The sequence below is a fragment of the Candidatus Hydrogenedentota bacterium genome (assembly GCA_016791475.1).
Taxonomy (GTDB): domain Bacteria; phylum Hydrogenedentota; class Hydrogenedentia; order Hydrogenedentales; family JAEUWI01; genus JAEUWI01.
In genome coordinates, this window is sequence record JAEUWI010000014.1 from 110,467 (window position 1) to 128,182 (window position 17,716).

The window sequence follows — 17,716 nt, forward strand, 5'->3', positions numbered from 1 at the left end:
CCTATCTGTGAAGATCTGTGCGGATCTGTGGGAAACTATTTTCCCGCGTGAGTTGATTACATGCGGACCATGATTTTAGCAAGAGCAACTGGTACCATGGCCTCTTACACGTCCCGATCGCTGGACGTGCCCTCAGCCCAAGGAAGTCACGATGCATTCTTACCGAATCCTCTTGTTCCTCATCATCCTTGCCTCCTCTGCGATAGGCACCGCATCGGCCCAGTATCTCGAGCCCCCCGAAAGCCCCGGTCCGGAAGCGTGGCCCTTCCTCACCGATCTCGCCGCGCCGATCCAATGGCGCTTTCACTGGTCACGCGAGACACCCGGCAACGGAGAAGTATCGTTGCGTGGCGGCGTTCGCGTGGAGGCGAGTTTTCCCGATCCCGATGGCGTGCTGGAAACGGCCTATCAGGATCTCGACACCTTCTTCACGGCGGCATCCATCCCTCGGGACGGTGCCTACCGCATCGTGACGGAGCAGATGCCCACCGAAACTTTCGAAGCCTTCCAAATCACCATAACCGAGACGGAGTGCCGCATTCAGGCGAACGACACCGAAGGCATCCGTCGCGGCATTTTCTTTCTGGAGGATGAACTGCTCCGCGCCGAGGGCCCCTTCCTGAAGCCCGGTGTTACCCAGCGCCAACCGTTCGTCCGCAACCGCATTTCACGCTGCTTCTTCGGCCCCATCAAGCGCGAGCCCAAATTCAAGGACGAGCTGATGGACGCGGTGGACTACTATCCAGAGCACTACCTGAACAAAATCGCCCACGACGGGGTGAACGGTCTCTGGCTCACAATTGAATTCAAAGACATCGTCCAGACCTCCCTCACCCCCGTCGTGTCTCCCGGTCGCGAGCAGCGCCTCGCAAAGTTGCGCGCCACCGTCGCCAAATGTCGCCGCTACGGCATCGAGGTGTTCCTCTTCTGCATCGAGCCCCGCGTGATGGATGCCGATCATCCCCTGCTCGTGGCCCACCCCGAAATCGGTTCCAAAACACCTGGTACTGGACGCCTCTTCTGCCCATTCCCCGAAGCGGGACAAAAATACCTTTACGAAGCGATGAACGACCTCTTCACCCAGGTCCCCGGCCTCGGCGGACTGATCAACATCAGCTTCGGTGAGCGCTCCACCACCTGCCTGAGCGGCGCAGACGAACAGTGGAAGCTCCTGTGCCCCACCTGCTCGTCCAAAACACCCGGCGAAATACTGCGCGCTTCCCTCGCGGCCATGGAACAGGGAATGCACGCGGCGAATCCGAATGCGAAATTCATCTCCTGGCTCTATGTGCCGGAGAATGGCACCGGCCCGCAGCGCGATCTTGCACCCCTCCGCGAAATGGCTCAGCACACGCCGCCCGGCGTCATTTGCCAGATCAACTTCGAATCGGGCGGCGAGCGCGAGCAGCTTGGCAAGCCCCGCCACGTGGGCGACTACTGGCTTTCCTACATCGGCCCGAGCGCGGTCTATCGCGATGTCGCGGCGGGCGTCGCCGAGAGCGAGGGGAAACTGGGTGCGAAGCTCCAGGCCTGCAACTCTTTTGAAGTCTCCACGGTGCCTCATGTGCCCGTGCCCGGCAACCTATATCAAAAGTACGCCGAGATGCGCCGCCTCGGCGTCACCTCGGTCATGCAGTGCTGGTACATCGGAAGCCTCCCTTCCGTTATGAACCGCGCGGCGGCCAGCGAACTCGCCTTCGCCCCGGAAGGACAATCCCAGGACGATTTCCTCCTCCGCCTCGCGCAGCGGGATTGGGGTGCGCAGCATGCACCGGAAGTCGTGCGCGCCTGGAAACTTTTCGCCGAGGCCTACAGCCATTACCCCCTCACCAACGCCTTCCAATACTACGGCCCCATGCACGATGGCATCGGCTGGCCCCTCCACTTGAAGCCCGTGCACAAGAACCTGTCGCCCGTATGGAAGTTGGAATACCCGCCCAGCGGCGACCGCATCGGCGAGTGCTTTTCCGGCTCGCACACGCTTCCAGAAATGCTCGAACTGTGCGAACGACTCTCCGATGGCTGGCAGCAGGGCCTGAAGGTACTGCGCGCGTTGAAGCCCGAGTTTGAGGGCGATCCCAACCGGCTCCTCGATCTCGCAAACGCCGAGGCCCTTGGCATTCACTTTCGCACGGGCTACAACATCCTCCGCTTCTACGATCTTCGCGAGCGCTTGCTCTACGGCGATGCGGAAGAGGGCGATGCCCTGCTGGAGGAACTCCGCGCCATCACCAACGAAGAAATTGAGAACACCGCGGCCGTGGTGGCACTATGCGCGCAGAATCCCTACCTCGGGTTTCAGGCCGAAGCGGAAGGCTATAAGTATTTCCCCGAACGCCTCCAATGGCGCGACGCGCAGTTGCGGGCAATGCTGGCAACGGAGTTTGTTGAGGCGGAACGGGCCATCGCGGCGGGCGATCGCGTGTTCCCGGAATTGACCGGCCTCGTCGAAAGCCCGCTGCACTATGCGGCAGTGAAGGCTGCGTCCGACTTTGGCGCGCAGTGGAAAACCGAGGCGACGTGGACCGCTATCGCGGGAATTGCCCAGGGCCCGCATGAGCCCGCGTGGTCATGGAAAGCCACCCACGACGACAGCGCGATATACGTGAACGTCGTATCCGACGCATCCCCCGACTGGCGGCCCGTAGCGGCGGTCCTGCAGCTCGAACCAACGCACATCTATCCGCGCCGCACCTTCCGCGCCGACCCCAACGGCAAGCGCGATCTCCGCACCGTCTGGCTGGGTCCCGATGCCGATTGGGAGGCCGCCTGCGATGTCATCGAAGGCCAGCAGCACTTCCGCTTCCGCATTCCCATGGGAGCTTTTGAAGGCGAAGCCGATTCGGCGCGTCCCATGCGCGTCAACGTTGAACTCACCTTCCTGTCGGCGGATAAGAAAACTCAGATGGTCCGCACCTGGGCACCCGCCGCCGAGCCGCGGCTCCTCCACCGCCTGGGCTATGGCGGTGCGAACCCGGCGGAAATGGGATGGCTGGTAAGAAAATAGTGAACTATGAATAGTGAATTGGAACCTTTCAAAACGAAGGTGCTCTTGACGGCACTTCGTCTTTTTTCTCCTTTCGCTATTCTTAATGGTTCATCCGGTTTGGTCGTACATTCTCGTTCGGACTGGAAATACTCTGGGAACTCTTTGCTTCTTTATGAGCCAGGGAGTTGCATCAAGAGCAAGTCACCACGCGTGATTGGATTTCATTTTCAGTCATTGCCCCGGAGGGGCGGCGGAACTTAGTTCGCCGCGGCGAATGGAGCCTAAGCGGAACCCTGGGATCTGGATTATCTATAGCCTAAAACCACCGGAGGGGGTGACGGAGATTTTGGCAAAGCGACGTATTCTCGCTACCTGGCGCGGCTCTTTGAGAGTGTACCAACAGTAGTACTCCTGCGTGGTTTCCGTCGCCCCCTTCGGGGGCTGGAGTGCGGATTCAATCGAGATCCCAGGGTTCCGCTCGTGCCTCGCTCCACCCTGGGCTAAGTTCCGCCGCCCCTCCGGGGCCAAAGCATTCGAAAATCAAGCACTTTCAGATCCTTGCGGAGCTGGCCACAAAAGAGAAAGTACGCTCAAGCCGGATGAACCTTCTTAATTCACTATTCTAAATTCTCTATTCCCCCAATGCCCGCAGCGTATCAAAATCAAAGTGCTGCAAAAACCCAAAGCTGAACAGACTTGGCGAATCGGTGTATTTCCCCCGCGCTTCCATGAACTCGACCAGCGATCCCGGCATCTCCGTGGACTCTACGGCATCCACCAATCCCGGATTCAACGCATCGACGACGAGCGCGATCAGCCCGCTTTCCGGACCAGCGGTGTGCAGCGTGATCGACGTTACCGCTTTCGCCGCGCGGAACCATTCGCAGACCGCAGCCACTTGGGCTGCTTGAATCGCCAGGGCGCGCTCGTCGGTTGCGTTCACAATCATGGGGTATTGGTAGGGCCCCGCGCCGCCCGCGAGATTGCCGTTCTGGGCGAAGGGCGCCACCGCAACGGCCTGCTTGCCCGAATCGAGAAGGGGCTTGCACAGGGCCGATGCCCCCTTGAAGCCTTCGTCATTCAGCACCACATGCACCTCTGTTCTATCCGCACCCGCCGGTGTGAAACCCGCCGCGGGTATGGTCCAGTCGGCGCTCTTGAGGCGATAGGCGGTGGCGAGGGCCCCGGCCTCGGACTCCAAGTCGTTTTCTACCGTCATGAGACTGACCGGGATATAACCGATTAGTTCGCGCAAGACCTTGGCCTGTTCTCGCTTCCACGACTCACGCGCCGCGCCGACCGCCGGAACCGCCGGAAGCGTGATGGCTTTCGCTGCGGCGATGCCCAAAGACACAACGCTCGCGTTGTCCGCAGGTATACCGACCTTCAACTGCTCGTCGCTGAGCAATTCGCCTTCCACCGAGAGTTCCTCGGGCGTCCACTCGGCCTCGGGCACCAGGTGTTGGTCGATGAACTTGTAAAACTGCAGCCGATTGTCGAGATCGTAATTGTGCGTGCCCGGATCTTCGTTGATGTGAAATTCAAAATCAGCGCCCGCGCCGTAGAGCGCGAAGACAGGCTTCACCGGATCGTATATCGCGGGCAGGGTCCGGGCCGCCTGAAAGCAGCACTCGTCCTGTGCGTTGTAGATAAGCAACGTCGGCCGGGGCGCGAACAGCGCCGTCAGGTGCGGGTAATCCGCCACGGTCAGCATGTTGCTTGGCACCTGCTCGATATCGCCGATGTCCGCGCCATTATCGATCCGCACGCCCATGGCGCCGTGGCCCGCCACGGGCACGATCACCGAGATGCGCTCGTCCAGTGCACTCATCAGCGCCGTCTGCCAGCCGCCCCCGGAGAGCCCCGTCATCCCAATGCGGTTCTTGTCCGCCCGAGGATGGGCCTGAAGCACGTCCAGCGCGCGGGAAAGGGACAAATAGAAGAGGGAAACGCCGCTTACGCCGGCCGCATCCAGATAGGCAATGCGGTCATGGGAATACTCCACGCCACCGAGTTCGCCCATCCCAATCCACTCCGGGTGAATGTTCAGCACCCCGCGCTTGGCCAGGTTGATGCAGCGCGTTTGCTCCTCCGGGCGCCATTTACCTTCGGCGTAATGCCCGTTCACATTCAGCACCGTCGGCAGCCCTGTTGCATCGCCGTCGGGTTCATAGAGCAACGCCGGATTCCAGAAGCCCGGCGCCACCTCATAGAGCAGTTTGCGGATGCGGTAGCCCTTGCCCGTTTCGATGTCCTCCGTCCACCGAATCTGCACCTCGCCCGATGTCCACGCCTCGGGCACCCCCTTGAGCACGACTTCATTGAGATACCTCTCGCGCAACGCTGTCGCCTCCGCCTCCCAGGCCTCGCGGGACTCGGGCACGGAGAACGCGGGCACCTTCGGGTGAAGATAGCGTTTGATTTCAGCGCCCGCTACGTCTTCCGGGACAGCGGCGCGGACAAGGGCGTCGTCCATACTCGCGGCGCCCGTGAGGCTGGCGGCGGCAAGGGCGAGAGCGGCAACAAAGGTCATGGCGATTCTCCTGACGGATTCGGGCCTGCTATATTGAGACACGCCGGGTAGTATGGGGAAAAAATCGCGGAGAGGCAAGTGCGCGAGCGTGGCGTGTTCGAAGTGGGTATTATGGGGCATCAGAACTTTGGCGCATCAATCAAAAGGACGACCCAGTGGTCCCAGTGGTCCCAGTGGTCCCATAAGACCCATAAGACCCATTCCATCAACCCAAGCGTTCTATCACCGCTTCCCCACCGCCCCCAGTTTCCCGACAAAAACACCCCGCGCCTCGCGCTGCAACGCAATCGCGGAGGCCTTTCCCTCCTCGGGCGAAGCTTCCAGGCTCACGATCCGCTCGTTGATCCAGTCAATGAAAAACTGAAGCGCCTCGGCCTTCGGCTTGAAGGGCGCGCCCTTCACTTCCACATAATACGGCGCTGTGGCCCCGATCCGGAACGTCGTGGAATTCGACCCCAGCGCTCGAATCAGAAACCAGCCACTCTTCTCGAAGGTCAACGAAAACCGCCCGGCCGCCGCCAGTTCCTTCGGCGTCTTCTCCTCCACCACCTCACCATTCACCACCACTTGAACAATCGACACCGGCTCCGCACCGAGCAATGCGGCCTCCGCGTTCAGCACGGCACCGGTATCGACCTGGAATACATGCCCGGGACGCTCTCCCTCCACCGTCACGTCCAGCAGCGGGCCATTCGTCACCATGGTCCGCCCAGCGCGAAGCCCCTCCCACCAGGCCTTATAGTCGAGCTTGTCGCCGAGGTAAACATAGACCCGGTTGTAGCCCACGGGGTTCTTCAGCACGCCCGAGGCGCTCCCCGCCGACGGCGGAATGCGATAACCCGCGTTCAGGACCTGGTAGTAAATGTGCTGCGTCCAGAAGCCATTGCCCAGCGGCGAGGGGAAGTCCTCTTTCGGCCGCGCCTTGCCCCAGGCCTCGTTGTCCATCATCTCACCGTGCTGCATGTGGTTGTTTACGATACCAATCGTGTGAAAGCGCCCGAGGGCCAGGGCCGCGGGCATGTCCCACCAGAAGGGCTTCTCCATGTCGATGTGTGCCCCTGCGGCCAGTTGTTGCTCGGCGAATTCCAGCGCGGAGGGCGTCTCACGACCCGCCTGCGTCACGTCCATGGGCGGCGCATTGTAATACATGAAGGCCCCGCCACCCCGCTCATCCTCGCCACCGAGCAGGTAAATAAAGCGATTGTCCAGCAGCGTCTGCAAAGGTTTTTCCGGCAGGGGCTCGCTGAGCCAGGGATTCGTCTTGTTCCACCACGTGATCACCGGCGCCACGTGCAGGTCTTCGGCGCGAATAAGCAGGGGCACCGCCTCGACAGGCCGATGGATATGGGTTTCGCCGGACCACCAGCCCCGCGCCGCCATATCCACCATGCGTCCCAGGCTGACCGCTTCGACTCGTTCCGCGCTTGCCGCGATCGCAATCGTCCCTTCCCGCGACTCAAACTCCGGCCCGCGCGCCACCTTGTATCGATAAACACCCGGAACGACGTCAAAAGTCGCCTCCCCTTCGCAGGTAACGTGATCATGCCACCGGGGCAGCGTAGGATGCTTCACCGGCGTGCCGGCAGCATCCCACACGTGAATGCGACATGGCGCAAATTCACCCGTCTCAGCGGAGCGCACCTCGAACTTCAGGGATTCGGCATGCGCCGCAAGCGAGACAATGGCCAGTACGGCCAGAAACATTACTCTCATCGCTTTCAGCGCTCCAATCGATTGCATTTGCGACCACACCTGCTTGAACCCAATTGCCCCATACTACTCGATTGGCCTCCATTGCTTCTTCCTGCCTTTTTCTTTGCGCCTTAGCGCCTTTGCGTGCACAATAAAGGATTATGAATTGCCATCGCACGCAAAGGCGCTAAGACGCAAAGGAAGCAATGCACCATGAACCATCGGGTGGGTCTAACCGCAGTCCTCTTCATCGCCCTCTTCATAGTCCCATGCGTGGTTCAGGCCCACGACGACGCCCACGGCCCCCTCGTGCCCGTCTCCCCCGAGGCCGAGGCGCTCATCCACACGGCCCCCGGCGCGACCGTTGCCGGCGTGCCCGCCGTTGCCGAGGGCGCGCAGTCGGCCCTGCTGAACCTGCGTGTGATCGATCTGGCTACCGGCGAGCCCACCTTCTGCCGCGTCAATGTCATCGGGCAGGACGGCAACTACTACGAGCCGGAAGCCCACGCCCAGCAGCCCTGGAGCCTCCAGCGTCTCGGCAATCGCAAGGAGAAAGGCCCTTTTCGCTACTACGGCTGGTTTTTCTATTGCGATGGCGACGAATCGGTCCGCGTACCCACTGGAGACTGCACCATCGAGGTGTGGAAGGGTTTTGAGTTTCGTCCCGTCCGTCAGACCATTTCCATCGCGGCGGCGGCCACGCAGGAAGTCACCATTACCCTGGAGCGCACGCTGGACATGGCGGCGGCGGGCTGGTATTCGGGCGATCCCCATATTCACCTGAACCGTCGCGACAACACGGACCTGGAGCGCGCCCTCGACCTCACGGCGGCGGAGGATATCCGCTATGGCTTCCTCCTGGGCATGAACGATCCGAAACAGTTCAACGGCGTGATGGCGGACCAGGAGTGGCCCCAGTTGCAGGGCATGGGCGATGCATCGGTGCTGCAGCGCGGCAATCAGGTGGTCAGTTCAGGTTTTGAATATCGAAACGTTACCTTCGGCCACATCCTCCTGCTCATGGCGGACGAGCTCCTCTTCAAAGATCAGGTGCTCGCGGTCAATGAATGGCCCACCTTCGCCGAAGTCGCCAAGGAAGTCCACCGCCTCAACGGCAAAGCCTTTCACGCCCACGGGGGCTACGAAAAGGAGATCTACGCCGACTACATTCCAGGCGCGACGGACGGCGTGGAACTCCTGCAGTTCGCCATCTATCGCGGCATCGGCCTGGAGGGCTGGTACCACATTCTGAACGCGGGCTTTCGCTTTCCCTCGGTCGGCGCCAGCGATTTCCCTTACTGCCGGGCCCTGGGCGATTGCCGCACCTATGTGCGCCTGGGCGAGGATAAATCCATGCGCGCCTGGACCGACGCCGCCGTTGCGGGCCGCAGTTTCATGACCACCGGCCCGATGCTCGACTTCACGGTGAATGGCGCGGGTCCCGGCGACTCGCTCAACATCGACGCGGACGCTAAGGTGGTCAATGTGTCCCTGTCCGTGCGCTCAGAGGTTTCCACCGTTTCCGATGTCGAAATCATCGCGAATGGAACCGTCGCAAAGCACTTCCGAGTCGACCGCACCACAGAAGCCGGCCGCCTGCCCCAGAAGCTCACCTATCGCTTCGAACTCCCCCTGAGCGGCTCCACCTGGTTCGCCGCGCGGGCCTACGGCGAGCAGGTCAAAGGACTCCCCGACGCCGAGGCCCACACCAACCCGATATACGTGATGCGCGGCGAAGCGCCCATCGCAAACATGGCGTCGGTAAACTGGCTGCTCGCCAGGCTCGACGAGCGTATCGTGGAAATCGAGGCCATGGACTTCGAGAAGAAAGCCGATGTAATCCGTTACTACCAGGACTGCCGCGCCCTGCTGGCAGCGCGTATGGGCGGGTCAAGTGATTGAACAATAGAGACACGGAGGCACGGAGAAGAAAAAGAGCTCGCGAGGTTCCCATGCTGAGTCATGACAAACTTGAAGTCTGTTATGCCTCTCTTTCTTCCCTCTCTCGTATTCTTTTCTTCGTGCCTCCGTGGGCTCCGTGGTCAATGCATATTGATTCTTTTTACTCAGCAGGCACCGTTTTCTCAGCCTCCTGCCGGAGGTATTCCTCGATGGATAGATCGCCGAAGTACAGCCCCGCGATCACCCCTTCGCCCTCCCGCACGCGGATGACGGCATGGGCGCCCTCCTCCGTTCGGCTTTGCCCGCGATAAGCCGCCTCGGCGGCCGGCGCCTGAAACTCGTCCATGTAGTAGCGGTCAAAAGGCAGTGTCACCCAGAGCGTTGAATTTCCCGCGCCGCCGCCATAGGCCTTCACTTTCAGATAATCACCCGACGCCGGCGGGCTCAACGTCACGTCCGCAATCTTCGCAAGCCCCACTTCGTCCACCCGAAGCAGCGCATAGGCCGTTTCGGTGCCGTCAAAGAACATACCGGTCCAGTTCTCAAGCTGCATATCCGGGAAGCTCAGGGCTACATAACGCCCGCGAAACGCGTCGTAGGGGTCCACCGGTCCGCAGCGGAACTTGTACGCCACGCCCGACGCCAGCACATCCTCGCGCGATCCAATCATGAGGAAAGGCACCGCCAACTGGGCAAGCGCCATAACCACGAAAGCAGCCCATTGCACGGTTTTCATGACGCCAACTCCTTCTGCTTTGCGGCACGCCGCGATATCCACAGGTTCGCACCCAGAAAGCCCATCCCGATAAGGATAAAGGCCACGCCCCGAAATAGAATCCCCATGTCGCTGTCAAAGAATCGGAACGTAAAGAGCAACGCAAGAATGCCCAGCCCCGCGTTCGCCGTAGCCATCCGCCCGGACACGATGCCCGCGCGCAAGACCACAATACCGAGGACAAACAGGTACAGGTTGTAGGCATAAGCCGCCAAAGTATCAACGCCGGCCCCCGTCTCCAGACTGCACAACACAAAAAACGCACAGGCGAGCGCGGGCGACACCACCCAGGCGAGGGCGTTCCAATCCCTGCGCCCCGCACTGCGCACCGCAAGCGCAACCACCGCCCCGAGAGCTATCAGCAGGAGTGCGTAGTCCGCAACCCCGACCCATTCCAGATAGCGCGCATTGCCTGCGCGATAGTGACGGAACCCGATGTCGTTCCAGCCAAAGTCAAAGGTCAGCAGCAACGCGAGAACCACCGTGCCCACGCCGCCAACCAAGCGGAAAGGCTGACCCGAACGCCCCGTCACGGATTCGCGGCCCAGCAGGCAGAAGGCTGCAAACATCGCCGTGTAAATCACGATCCACAGGCCCGGCAACACCTTCTCCAGCGACACACCCAGCCCCACGCAAAGATTCAGGCACAGCACCCAGCCGAGGAAGGCATTGCGCGGCGCGGCGCTGTCCCGCCGGTGCTCCAGCCAAAGAAAGGGCAGCGCGGCCGACAGCATGGCCCAGTACCACAGGGCATGCCCGCCCTGACTCTGCGCCTCAATCGCCCAGCCCGTCGCCCCGATGAAATAGAGCATGGCGACGGTCGCGCTGCGGTAAAGGTAGATCAACGGCAGCCCGAGCAGCAGCCACGTGAAAAGAAAATTCGCCAGGTTGCCGGGGATGTGGTAGGTCTGCCCCACCAGCGCAATGCTTGCCCCGATCGACAGCGCAAGAAATGCACTCGCCCCCTCCCGCCACGCAATCGAGTCCATGCGCCGCGCCAGCGTCCACGCGGCAATCGCCTGGCCCAGCAGCAACGGAAGAAAGCTCAACACCGCCCGCGCGGGCCTGCCCAGCTCATCCCAGTTGCTCGCCAGCGTCAGGATAATGCCCGCGCCAATCAGCAGTGCGCCGAGAATCGCGAGCAATATCTTCGCCACGTTGACGCCGCCTTCCGGCGCTGGCCCATAGTGCTCGCGAAGACGCGCCGCCGTCTCCGCCGACACCACGCCCGAGGCCACCAGTCCCGGCAGTTCGTCGTACAGCCATCGTATCGATCGTTGGCCCATAACCCTTCTCCCCTCCGGCCACAGCCGGGTAGGGGGCGACCGACCATCGGCCACCCGCAAGGAAATGATACCTCCAAACTGTTAGATATGCAACATTTTTATTTCTTACTTTACCGTCCGGTAATCCGCCCCGCCGTCACTCGCCAAACAGCTCGCGCGCCACGCCGCCAAAGTATCCTTCATAGCAGCCACGCGCGCCACTTCCGATGCAGCCAGATTCGTCGTCTCGCCCGGGTCCGTTTGCAGGTCAAAGAGCAGGTCCTCCGCGCCAGACGCGGAAAAGTCCGTCAACAACTTGTAGCGATTGTCCGTCAGCGCCACCGCCGGTGATTCTCGTGTTTCCACGGAACCCGCCTTGCCCAGGGTCTCAAAGGCAATGGGCGCGGGGCGCTCCTGGATCCCGTCGCGGATAACCGGGACCAAGCTGATTCCGTCCATGGGTCGTGAATCAGGCATCGAAATGCTCAAGACTTCGAGGATCGTCGGGAGGTAGTCGCTCGTCACGGCGGGGTAGTCGGACACCGTTCCGGCCTTAACCTGTGCGGGCCATTCAAGCAGCCCCGGTACGCGAACGCCCCCTTCAAACAGGCTCCGCTTGCGTCCTCGGAATTGGCCCGCGGACCCCATGTAGCGCTCGCCCGGCGCGTCCCCTTCGGGACCGTTATCGGAGCAGAAGAAAACGATGGTAGTCTCCGCCACCTTGAGCTCGCGCAGCTTCGCCCGAAGTCGCCCGACCTGTTCATCCATCGCCGCCACCGCCGCATAATAGTGTTGCGCTTCTGCAGGGTGCTCCGCATAACGCGCGCGGTACGCCGGCCCACCCACCACCGGCGCATGAGGCGCGTGAAACCAGATCACCGAAAGGAAGGGCTTCGCCGCCGCCACGGCCCCTTCAATGAAGGGAATCGCCTTATCCATGATGATCCGCGAGTCATCCCCATCCAGCGACTCTTTGACATTCTCGCCATTCTGCCAGTAGAGCGCCCGCCTGTCCACGACACCCTTCAACACCGGGTGAAGGCTTTCCACCGCATAGGGGTCCCAGGTGCCCACGGCAAACTCCGTGCTGAACCACTCCGCAAACCCGTTCATCCCCGGTGTGGCATAGTGCTTTTCCGGTTCCCGAGCGGTCTGCCCAGAATACTTGGGCGTCATCGTCCCCAGGTGCCACTTGCCGAAGTGCCCGGTGGCGTAGCCCACCTCCGAAAGAATCTCGGGCAGGGTGATCTCCTCGGGCTTCATGTGGCCGCCATTGGCAAAGCGAACGCCGTAACGAAAAGGATGCCGCCCCGTCAGGCAACTGCCCCGCGTGGGACTGCACACCGGCGCGGCCGAATAAAATCGATTGAACTTCAGCCCCGCCGCGGCCATGGCGTCCAGGTTCGGTGTCCCGATGACCGTGCCGCCGTTGAAGCCCGGATCGCCCCAGCCGAGGTCGTCGGCCATTAACAGGACGATATTGGGCCGCGCTTCGGCGGCGGGCGCGGAGAGGATTACGAAGAGCAGAGAGACGAAGAGACCGGCGGCACGAATCGGCATGTGTACGCTCCGAACAAAGGGGCTGGATGTAAGTTCAATAAGGCGGCAACAGTCGCCGGAAGCCATGTAACAGTACCACGCACAGAAAAAACAAGTTGCGCAAGAGCTGTCCTGGCACATTAAGTCGCACAGGTGCGGACGGAACGCCACGCTCGGCAACCTCTGCGCTCCGCGCGGCGACCCTGCGGATCCAGGCGATGCCGCAGGGCCATTCGGCCAGTCCATCGATCCACGCGCCGGGGATTCCCTCGAATCCCGTGGCCGCCCCCAGAATCGCGCCAGTAATCGCCGCTGTCGTATCCGTATCGCCACCACAGTCGATTACCGCGGACACGGCAGCCTCGTAGTCCATCGGAGAAGAAAGCCATGCGTGAAGTACGACCGGTACGGTATGGTACATGTAGCCGCTGACGCCCGTGGCAAGACCCATCTCCCGCGCGAAATCGCCCGTGGATGCCCCCCGTCCCACGCTCGCGACCACCTCCCTGACCAGCGACACCATTTCCTCCGCGCCGTCGGCGAGTTCCGACTCGACACACTCCAGAAACGCTTCGGGCCGAAGTGCGTCCCTTCTGATTGCGGCCTCACGCGCGGCAATCGCCACCACCAGCGCTCCGAAAAATGCCTTGGGGTCCGTGTGCGTCAGCACGGTTGAGCGGCGTACCAGTTCGCGGAGCAGCACCGGCTGGCGGGCAAACAGCACGCCAAGAATCGGGCTGCGCATGGCCGGACCGTTGCCGGCCGAGTAAACACCGCTGCGCTGCCACGCGGTCCCAGCCCAGAGTCGCAGGATCGCCCGCGCCGTGGCCAGACCCACGCCGGCGGGGAGACCCAGCAACCAGAACCGGAGCCGCCAGGAAAGGCTGCGCACAAAACGGTCCGGATCGCCGCCCGACGCAATCACCGCCTGGGCCGCCATGCAGGCGTGCTCGGTGTCATCGGAGATCATGCCGTGGCGCAACATAAAACACTGCCGGAGCTTCGGATACATGCGACGCCGGCGCTGCGCGGAAAGCCCTTCAAAAGGAAGCCCCAGCGCGTCGCCCGCAGCCATGCCCGCAAGACACCCCAGGGCAGCTTCGGTCACTGCGAAAGTGTCTCTTTCCGATTCGCATTCCGCTTCCATCGTCATCAGCCTTCAGACATATTCGCTCAATCGCCGGGGCGATCAAAAACCGAAAAATTCCAGAAAAGTTGTTCCCAATTGCAACCAAATGGTAGCATGCGCCGTCCAATCAGTTAACCTCGGAGTTCCGCCATGTCCAACTCGCCCGCTATCGATCCGTCCAGAGATCGCGTCCAGTCCATCGACCAGTTTCGCGGCTATGCCATTTTCGGCATGATGCTGGTCAATTTTTTCGGCCACTACAGCACCAAGTGGGTGGATGCCCTGAACATTGAAGGGCTCAAAGACCCTCTCAAATTCATTTTCGGCGAGCAGCTCCACCACCACAACCATTACATGACCTACGCCGACACCATCGCCCCCATCTTCATGTTCGTCGTCGGCATCGGCCTGCGCATCTCGTGGCTCAAGAAGGTCGAGAAGTATCCGCCCAATGTCGCCCGAAAGTCGCTGGCCGGGCGCTACTTCACGCTGGTGCTCATCGCTTTCGCCATCTACACCGGCTGGCTTTGGGACGCCCTGATGAGCATCGGCCTCGCCGGACTCGTCGGCCTGCTGGTCGTGGACAAGAAGTGGACCGTGCGCATCGCGTTTGCCCTGGCCCTGCTCACGGCCTATCAGCTCATCTTCTCCTACACCAGCTACGGCGTCTGGCTCTTGCGCCTCGGAAGCTATGGCGATGGTCCCAACGACCTGCCCTGGCCCGTCATCACCATCTTCCTGCCCCTGCGTGACGCCCTGCTGGACGTCAAGATCAACGGCGGGCCGCTGGGCCACTGGAGCTGGGCATTCATCTTGATCTGCGGCACAGTAGCCTATGACATCATGGCCACGCGCGATCGCAATAAGATTCTGGCGGGACTTGCCTGCATGGGCCTCATCCTTACGGTTGCGGGCTGGGGCGTCCGGGCTGTCGGCACCAAGGCCTACTTCAGCAAAGCTGAACCCTGGGCCGCCGCCGCCATGTTGGAAAACGACTTTGGCCCCGCAAAAGAAATAATGGGAAAGAGCCACGGCATGTTTGCTTCGACCGCCAAAGGCAATCCCGAAGCCGAAGCAGCCCTCGAAGCGGGCAATCTCGAAGAATTCGCTCGCCTGTCCCACGACAAACTGGTGGCCCTGGCCGCGCAGAAGCCCACAGAAGCCCCGCGCTACGCCAACGGCTGGGTGTTCTCCAAGAACTACCTGACCATGCCCTTCCCCTTCTGGGCCACCGCCCTCGCGGTCTTCCACCTGCTCGCCTTCTACATCATCTGCGATATTTTGAAATTCAACGTGCCCGGCATGGCGGTCGTGGGCATGAATCCCCTGTTTCTATACATCTTCCAGTCGCTTACCCTGGAGATGTACGGCAATCTGAATTCCCACTGGAATTACAAGTCCACCGAAAGCGGGCTGTTCGTTCTGGGCTCTTTCGTGGTCTACTGGGGAATCATGTATTCCATGGCGCGCTACTTCTACAACCGAAATATCGTCATTAAGATCTAGCCCCCCCTGCCAGCTCTCCCAGCATCAATCGCCAGCGTCTCACCCGAGGCGCTGGCGTTTTTTATGGTTGCTCGCATCTAAGCCCCTCCTTGACCGCTTCCAAACCATGGTATATACTTCGGTATATAGCAATAGTCCTGAAAGGTGCGCTCCCATGCAGAAAGCCAAGATTTTCCCCAACGGCCGCTCTCAGGCGATTCGCCTGCCTAAAGATTTTCGCTTTGACGGTGAAGAGGTCTACATCAGCAAGCTGAACGGAATTGTGATGCTCTTTCCCGTAACCGGCGGCTGGGATACCTTACTTGCAAGCCTGGACATGTTTTCCGATGATTTCATGGTCGAGCGGGAAGCTCCCGAAGCAGACCAGGAGCGAGAGGCGTTTTGATACGCTACATACTGGATACGAACATCTGTATCGCGCTCATCCGACGACGCGACCAGGCCGTTCGTGGGCGTCTAGTCAACTGTGCGCCGGGGACCGTTGCGCTTTCCGCCGTCACGCTCGCCGAATTAGAGTTCGGCGTACAGAAAAGCATGCAGACGGACCGGAATCGAATCGCACTCGCGGCGTTCACCGCCCAACTTAAGGTGCTGCCCTTCGGAGCCAACGCCGCGGCTCACTACGGTGACATCCGTGCCCTACTCCAGCGCGCGGGCACGCCGATCGGGCCACTGGATACCATGATAGCCGCGCACGCACGGTCAATCGGGGCAACGGTTGTTACCGATAATGAGCGAGAGTTCCGACGCGTTGAGGGATTGGAAGTGGAAAACTGGCTGGGCGTTTCATGACCATCGCCCCCCGTCCGCTCAAAACAATCCCCGGTTGTCCCGCTTGTTGCACTTCAACGCATCAAAGGGCAACTGCACGTTGAGTTGCAGCAAATCATTGGCCTCAAGCTCGACGATATTCTGAACCACCCCCAGAAAGCGCTCGCTCTCTTCCTGCGTGATAATGCCCTTGGTCAACGTCTCGAACTTTCGAATGTAGTCCGGCCGGGTCCACGGCTTCGCCCCCAGAGAGTGGGCATTGGCGACGGCCATCTCGTCCTGAATGCTCGACCCGTCCTTAAAGCGAATCTCCACCCGCCCCCCAAAGGCCTTTTCCTGGGGGTCGGACGAATGATAGCGCCGCGTCCACTCCTGATCTTCCACCGTGCGAATCTTGTGCCACAGTTGAACCGTATCTGGTCGCGACGCCCGCTCCGGCGAATAACTCGCCACATGGTGCCAGGCCCCGTCCTGAAGCGCCACGGCGAAAATGTACATGATACTGTGATCCAGCGTTTCGCGACTGGCCTTCGGGTCCATCTTCTGCGGGTCATTCGCGCCGGTCCCGATGACGTAATGGGTATGATGGCTTGTATGGATCACGATCTCTTCAATGTTGTCGAAATCGGTCACCTTGTCGCGCATGTTGAAGGCCAGATCGATGAGCGCCTGGCTCTGGTATTCGGCCGAGTGCTGCTTCGTATACGACTCAAGAATAGAACGATGTGGTTCACCGGGTTCGGGCAGGGAAATGGCATAGGTGGCTTCCGCCCCGTCAAGCATATAGGCGATAACGCTGTCTTCGCCTTCGTAAATCGGCGAAGGGCTCTTCTCTCCCCGCATGGCCCGATCCACCGCTTCGATCGCCAGCTTTCCGGCGTGGGCCGGGGCATAGGCCTTCCAGCTCGAAATCTCGCCCTTCCGCGACTGGCGCGTCGTAAAGGACACATGGACCGCCTGCTGCACCGCCTGACAGACCACGTCGTGATCGAGACCGAGGAGCGCACCAATCCCGACCACCTGAGCGGGACAAAGGTGGGCGATGTGATCCTTCTTATGGGCATGTAGACAAATCGACTTAACGAGGCTGATCTGGACTTCGTAGGCCGCCAGAACGCCCCGCACCAGATCCACACCGCTCAGCCCCTGGGCACGACCGCATTGCTGCGCCACCGCCAGGATCGGGGGGATGTTGTCGCCCGGGTGAGAATAGTCCGCCGCCAGAAACGTATCATGCATGTCCAGTTCGCGCACCGCCGTCCCGTTCGCCCAGGCGGCCCACTCGGCGTCGAAAGTCTGCTCGACCGGCATGCCGAATACCGCCGCGCCACCACGACGCGGGTGGGACAGGGCCTGGCTTCGGGCATTGGATACCGGACTGCGGTTTATGGCCGCGATGGCCACCGCCGCATTATCGATGAAGCGGTTGATCACCATCTCCCGCGCCTCCGGATCCACCTCCGGTCGCTGCACGGCCACATCGGCGAGGCGCGAAGCGAGCTGCTCCCGTTTCGGCAGTTCCTCCTTGGACGGGTAAACTCTGACTTCAAACGACTTCATGAAGGGCGTCCTACACCGCATGGCTACAGCGGAATGGTTGCAACCGGCGTTATTG

At 61.1% G+C, this 17,716-nt stretch carries 12 protein-coding genes; 5 read left to right on the forward strand and 7 right to left on the reverse strand.

Annotated elements, in window-relative coordinates; genetic code table 11:
* Positions 1–151 precede the first annotated feature (151 nt).
* Positions 152–3,007 carry a hypothetical protein gene (locus tag JNK74_09805; protein ID MBL7646468.1) on the forward strand — a complete coding sequence of 952 codons (2,856 nt, stop codon included), beginning with the start codon at positions 152–154 and terminating at the stop codon, positions 3,005–3,007.
* 613 nt (positions 3,008–3,620) lie between these two features.
* Here the strand turns inward: JNK74_09805 and JNK74_09810 are convergent.
* Together JNK74_09810 and JNK74_09815 are read right to left on the reverse strand one after the other, a co-directional pair.
* Complete coding sequence (locus tag JNK74_09810) at positions 3,621–5,522, reverse strand: hypothetical protein (GenBank protein ID MBL7646469.1); 1,902 nt, start codon at positions 5,520–5,522, stop codon at positions 3,621–3,623.
* Positions 5,523–5,744: 222 nt separating this feature from the next.
* Entirely contained in the window at positions 5,745–7,235 is a 1,491-nt protein-coding gene (locus JNK74_09815) for a CehA/McbA family metallohydrolase (GenBank protein MBL7646470.1), read from the reverse strand.
* Positions 7,236–7,427: 192 nt separating this feature from the next.
* Here JNK74_09815 and JNK74_09820 point away from each other — a divergent pair, with 192 nt between their 5' ends.
* A complete protein-coding gene (locus JNK74_09820; protein ID MBL7646471.1) occupies positions 7,428–9,116 on the forward strand; it encodes a CehA/McbA family metallohydrolase in 1,689 nt (562 codons plus the stop codon).
* Positions 9,117–9,276: 160 nt separating this feature from the next.
* On the opposite strand, the gene JNK74_09825 is transcribed toward JNK74_09820, so the two are convergent.
* The 4 genes from JNK74_09825 to JNK74_09840 form a co-directional block, all read right to left on the reverse strand.
* Positions 9,277–9,852 carry a GDYXXLXY domain-containing protein gene (locus JNK74_09825; GenBank protein MBL7646472.1) on the reverse strand — a complete coding sequence of 192 codons (576 nt, stop codon included), beginning with the start codon at positions 9,850–9,852 and terminating at the stop codon, positions 9,277–9,279.
* Complete coding sequence (locus tag JNK74_09830) at positions 9,849–11,177, reverse strand: DUF2157 domain-containing protein (GenBank protein ID MBL7646473.1); 1,329 nt, start codon at positions 11,175–11,177, stop codon at positions 9,849–9,851. The genes JNK74_09825 and JNK74_09830 overlap by 4 nt, the downstream gene beginning before the upstream one ends.
* 105 nt (positions 11,178–11,282) lie before the next feature.
* Positions 11,283–12,716, reverse strand: a complete 1,434-nt coding sequence (locus JNK74_09835; protein MBL7646474.1) for a sulfatase-like hydrolase/transferase — start codon at positions 12,714–12,716, stop codon at positions 11,283–11,285.
* 34 nt (positions 12,717–12,750) lie between these two features.
* On the reverse strand, positions 12,751–13,842 hold the full coding sequence (locus JNK74_09840; GenBank protein MBL7646475.1) for an ADP-ribosylglycohydrolase family protein: 1,092 nt from the start codon (positions 13,840–13,842) through the stop codon (positions 12,751–12,753).
* A 132-nt stretch (positions 13,843–13,974) separates the two neighbouring features.
* Here JNK74_09840 and JNK74_09845 point away from each other — a divergent pair, with 132 nt between their 5' ends.
* The 3 genes from JNK74_09845 to JNK74_09855 all read left to right on the forward strand — a co-directional run bounded on the left by JNK74_09845 (position 13,975) and on the right by JNK74_09855 (position 16,122).
* Entirely contained in the window at positions 13,975–15,330 is a 1,356-nt protein-coding gene (locus JNK74_09845; protein MBL7646476.1) for a DUF1624 domain-containing protein, read from the forward strand.
* A gap of 154 nt (positions 15,331–15,484) precedes the next feature.
* A complete protein-coding gene (locus JNK74_09850; protein ID MBL7646477.1) occupies positions 15,485–15,715 on the forward strand; it encodes an antitoxin in 231 nt (76 codons plus the stop codon).
* On the forward strand, positions 15,715–16,122 hold the full coding sequence (locus JNK74_09855; protein MBL7646478.1) for a type II toxin-antitoxin system VapC family toxin: 408 nt from the start codon (positions 15,715–15,717) through the stop codon (positions 16,120–16,122). Before JNK74_09850 ends, JNK74_09855 begins: the two co-directional genes overlap by 1 nt.
* Positions 16,123–16,140: 18 nt before the next feature.
* Here the strand turns inward: JNK74_09855 and JNK74_09860 are convergent, their stop codons facing one another.
* Entirely contained in the window at positions 16,141–17,661 is a 1,521-nt protein-coding gene (locus tag JNK74_09860; GenBank protein MBL7646479.1) for an MmgE/PrpD family protein, read from the reverse strand.
* Positions 17,662–17,716 lie beyond the last annotated feature (55 nt).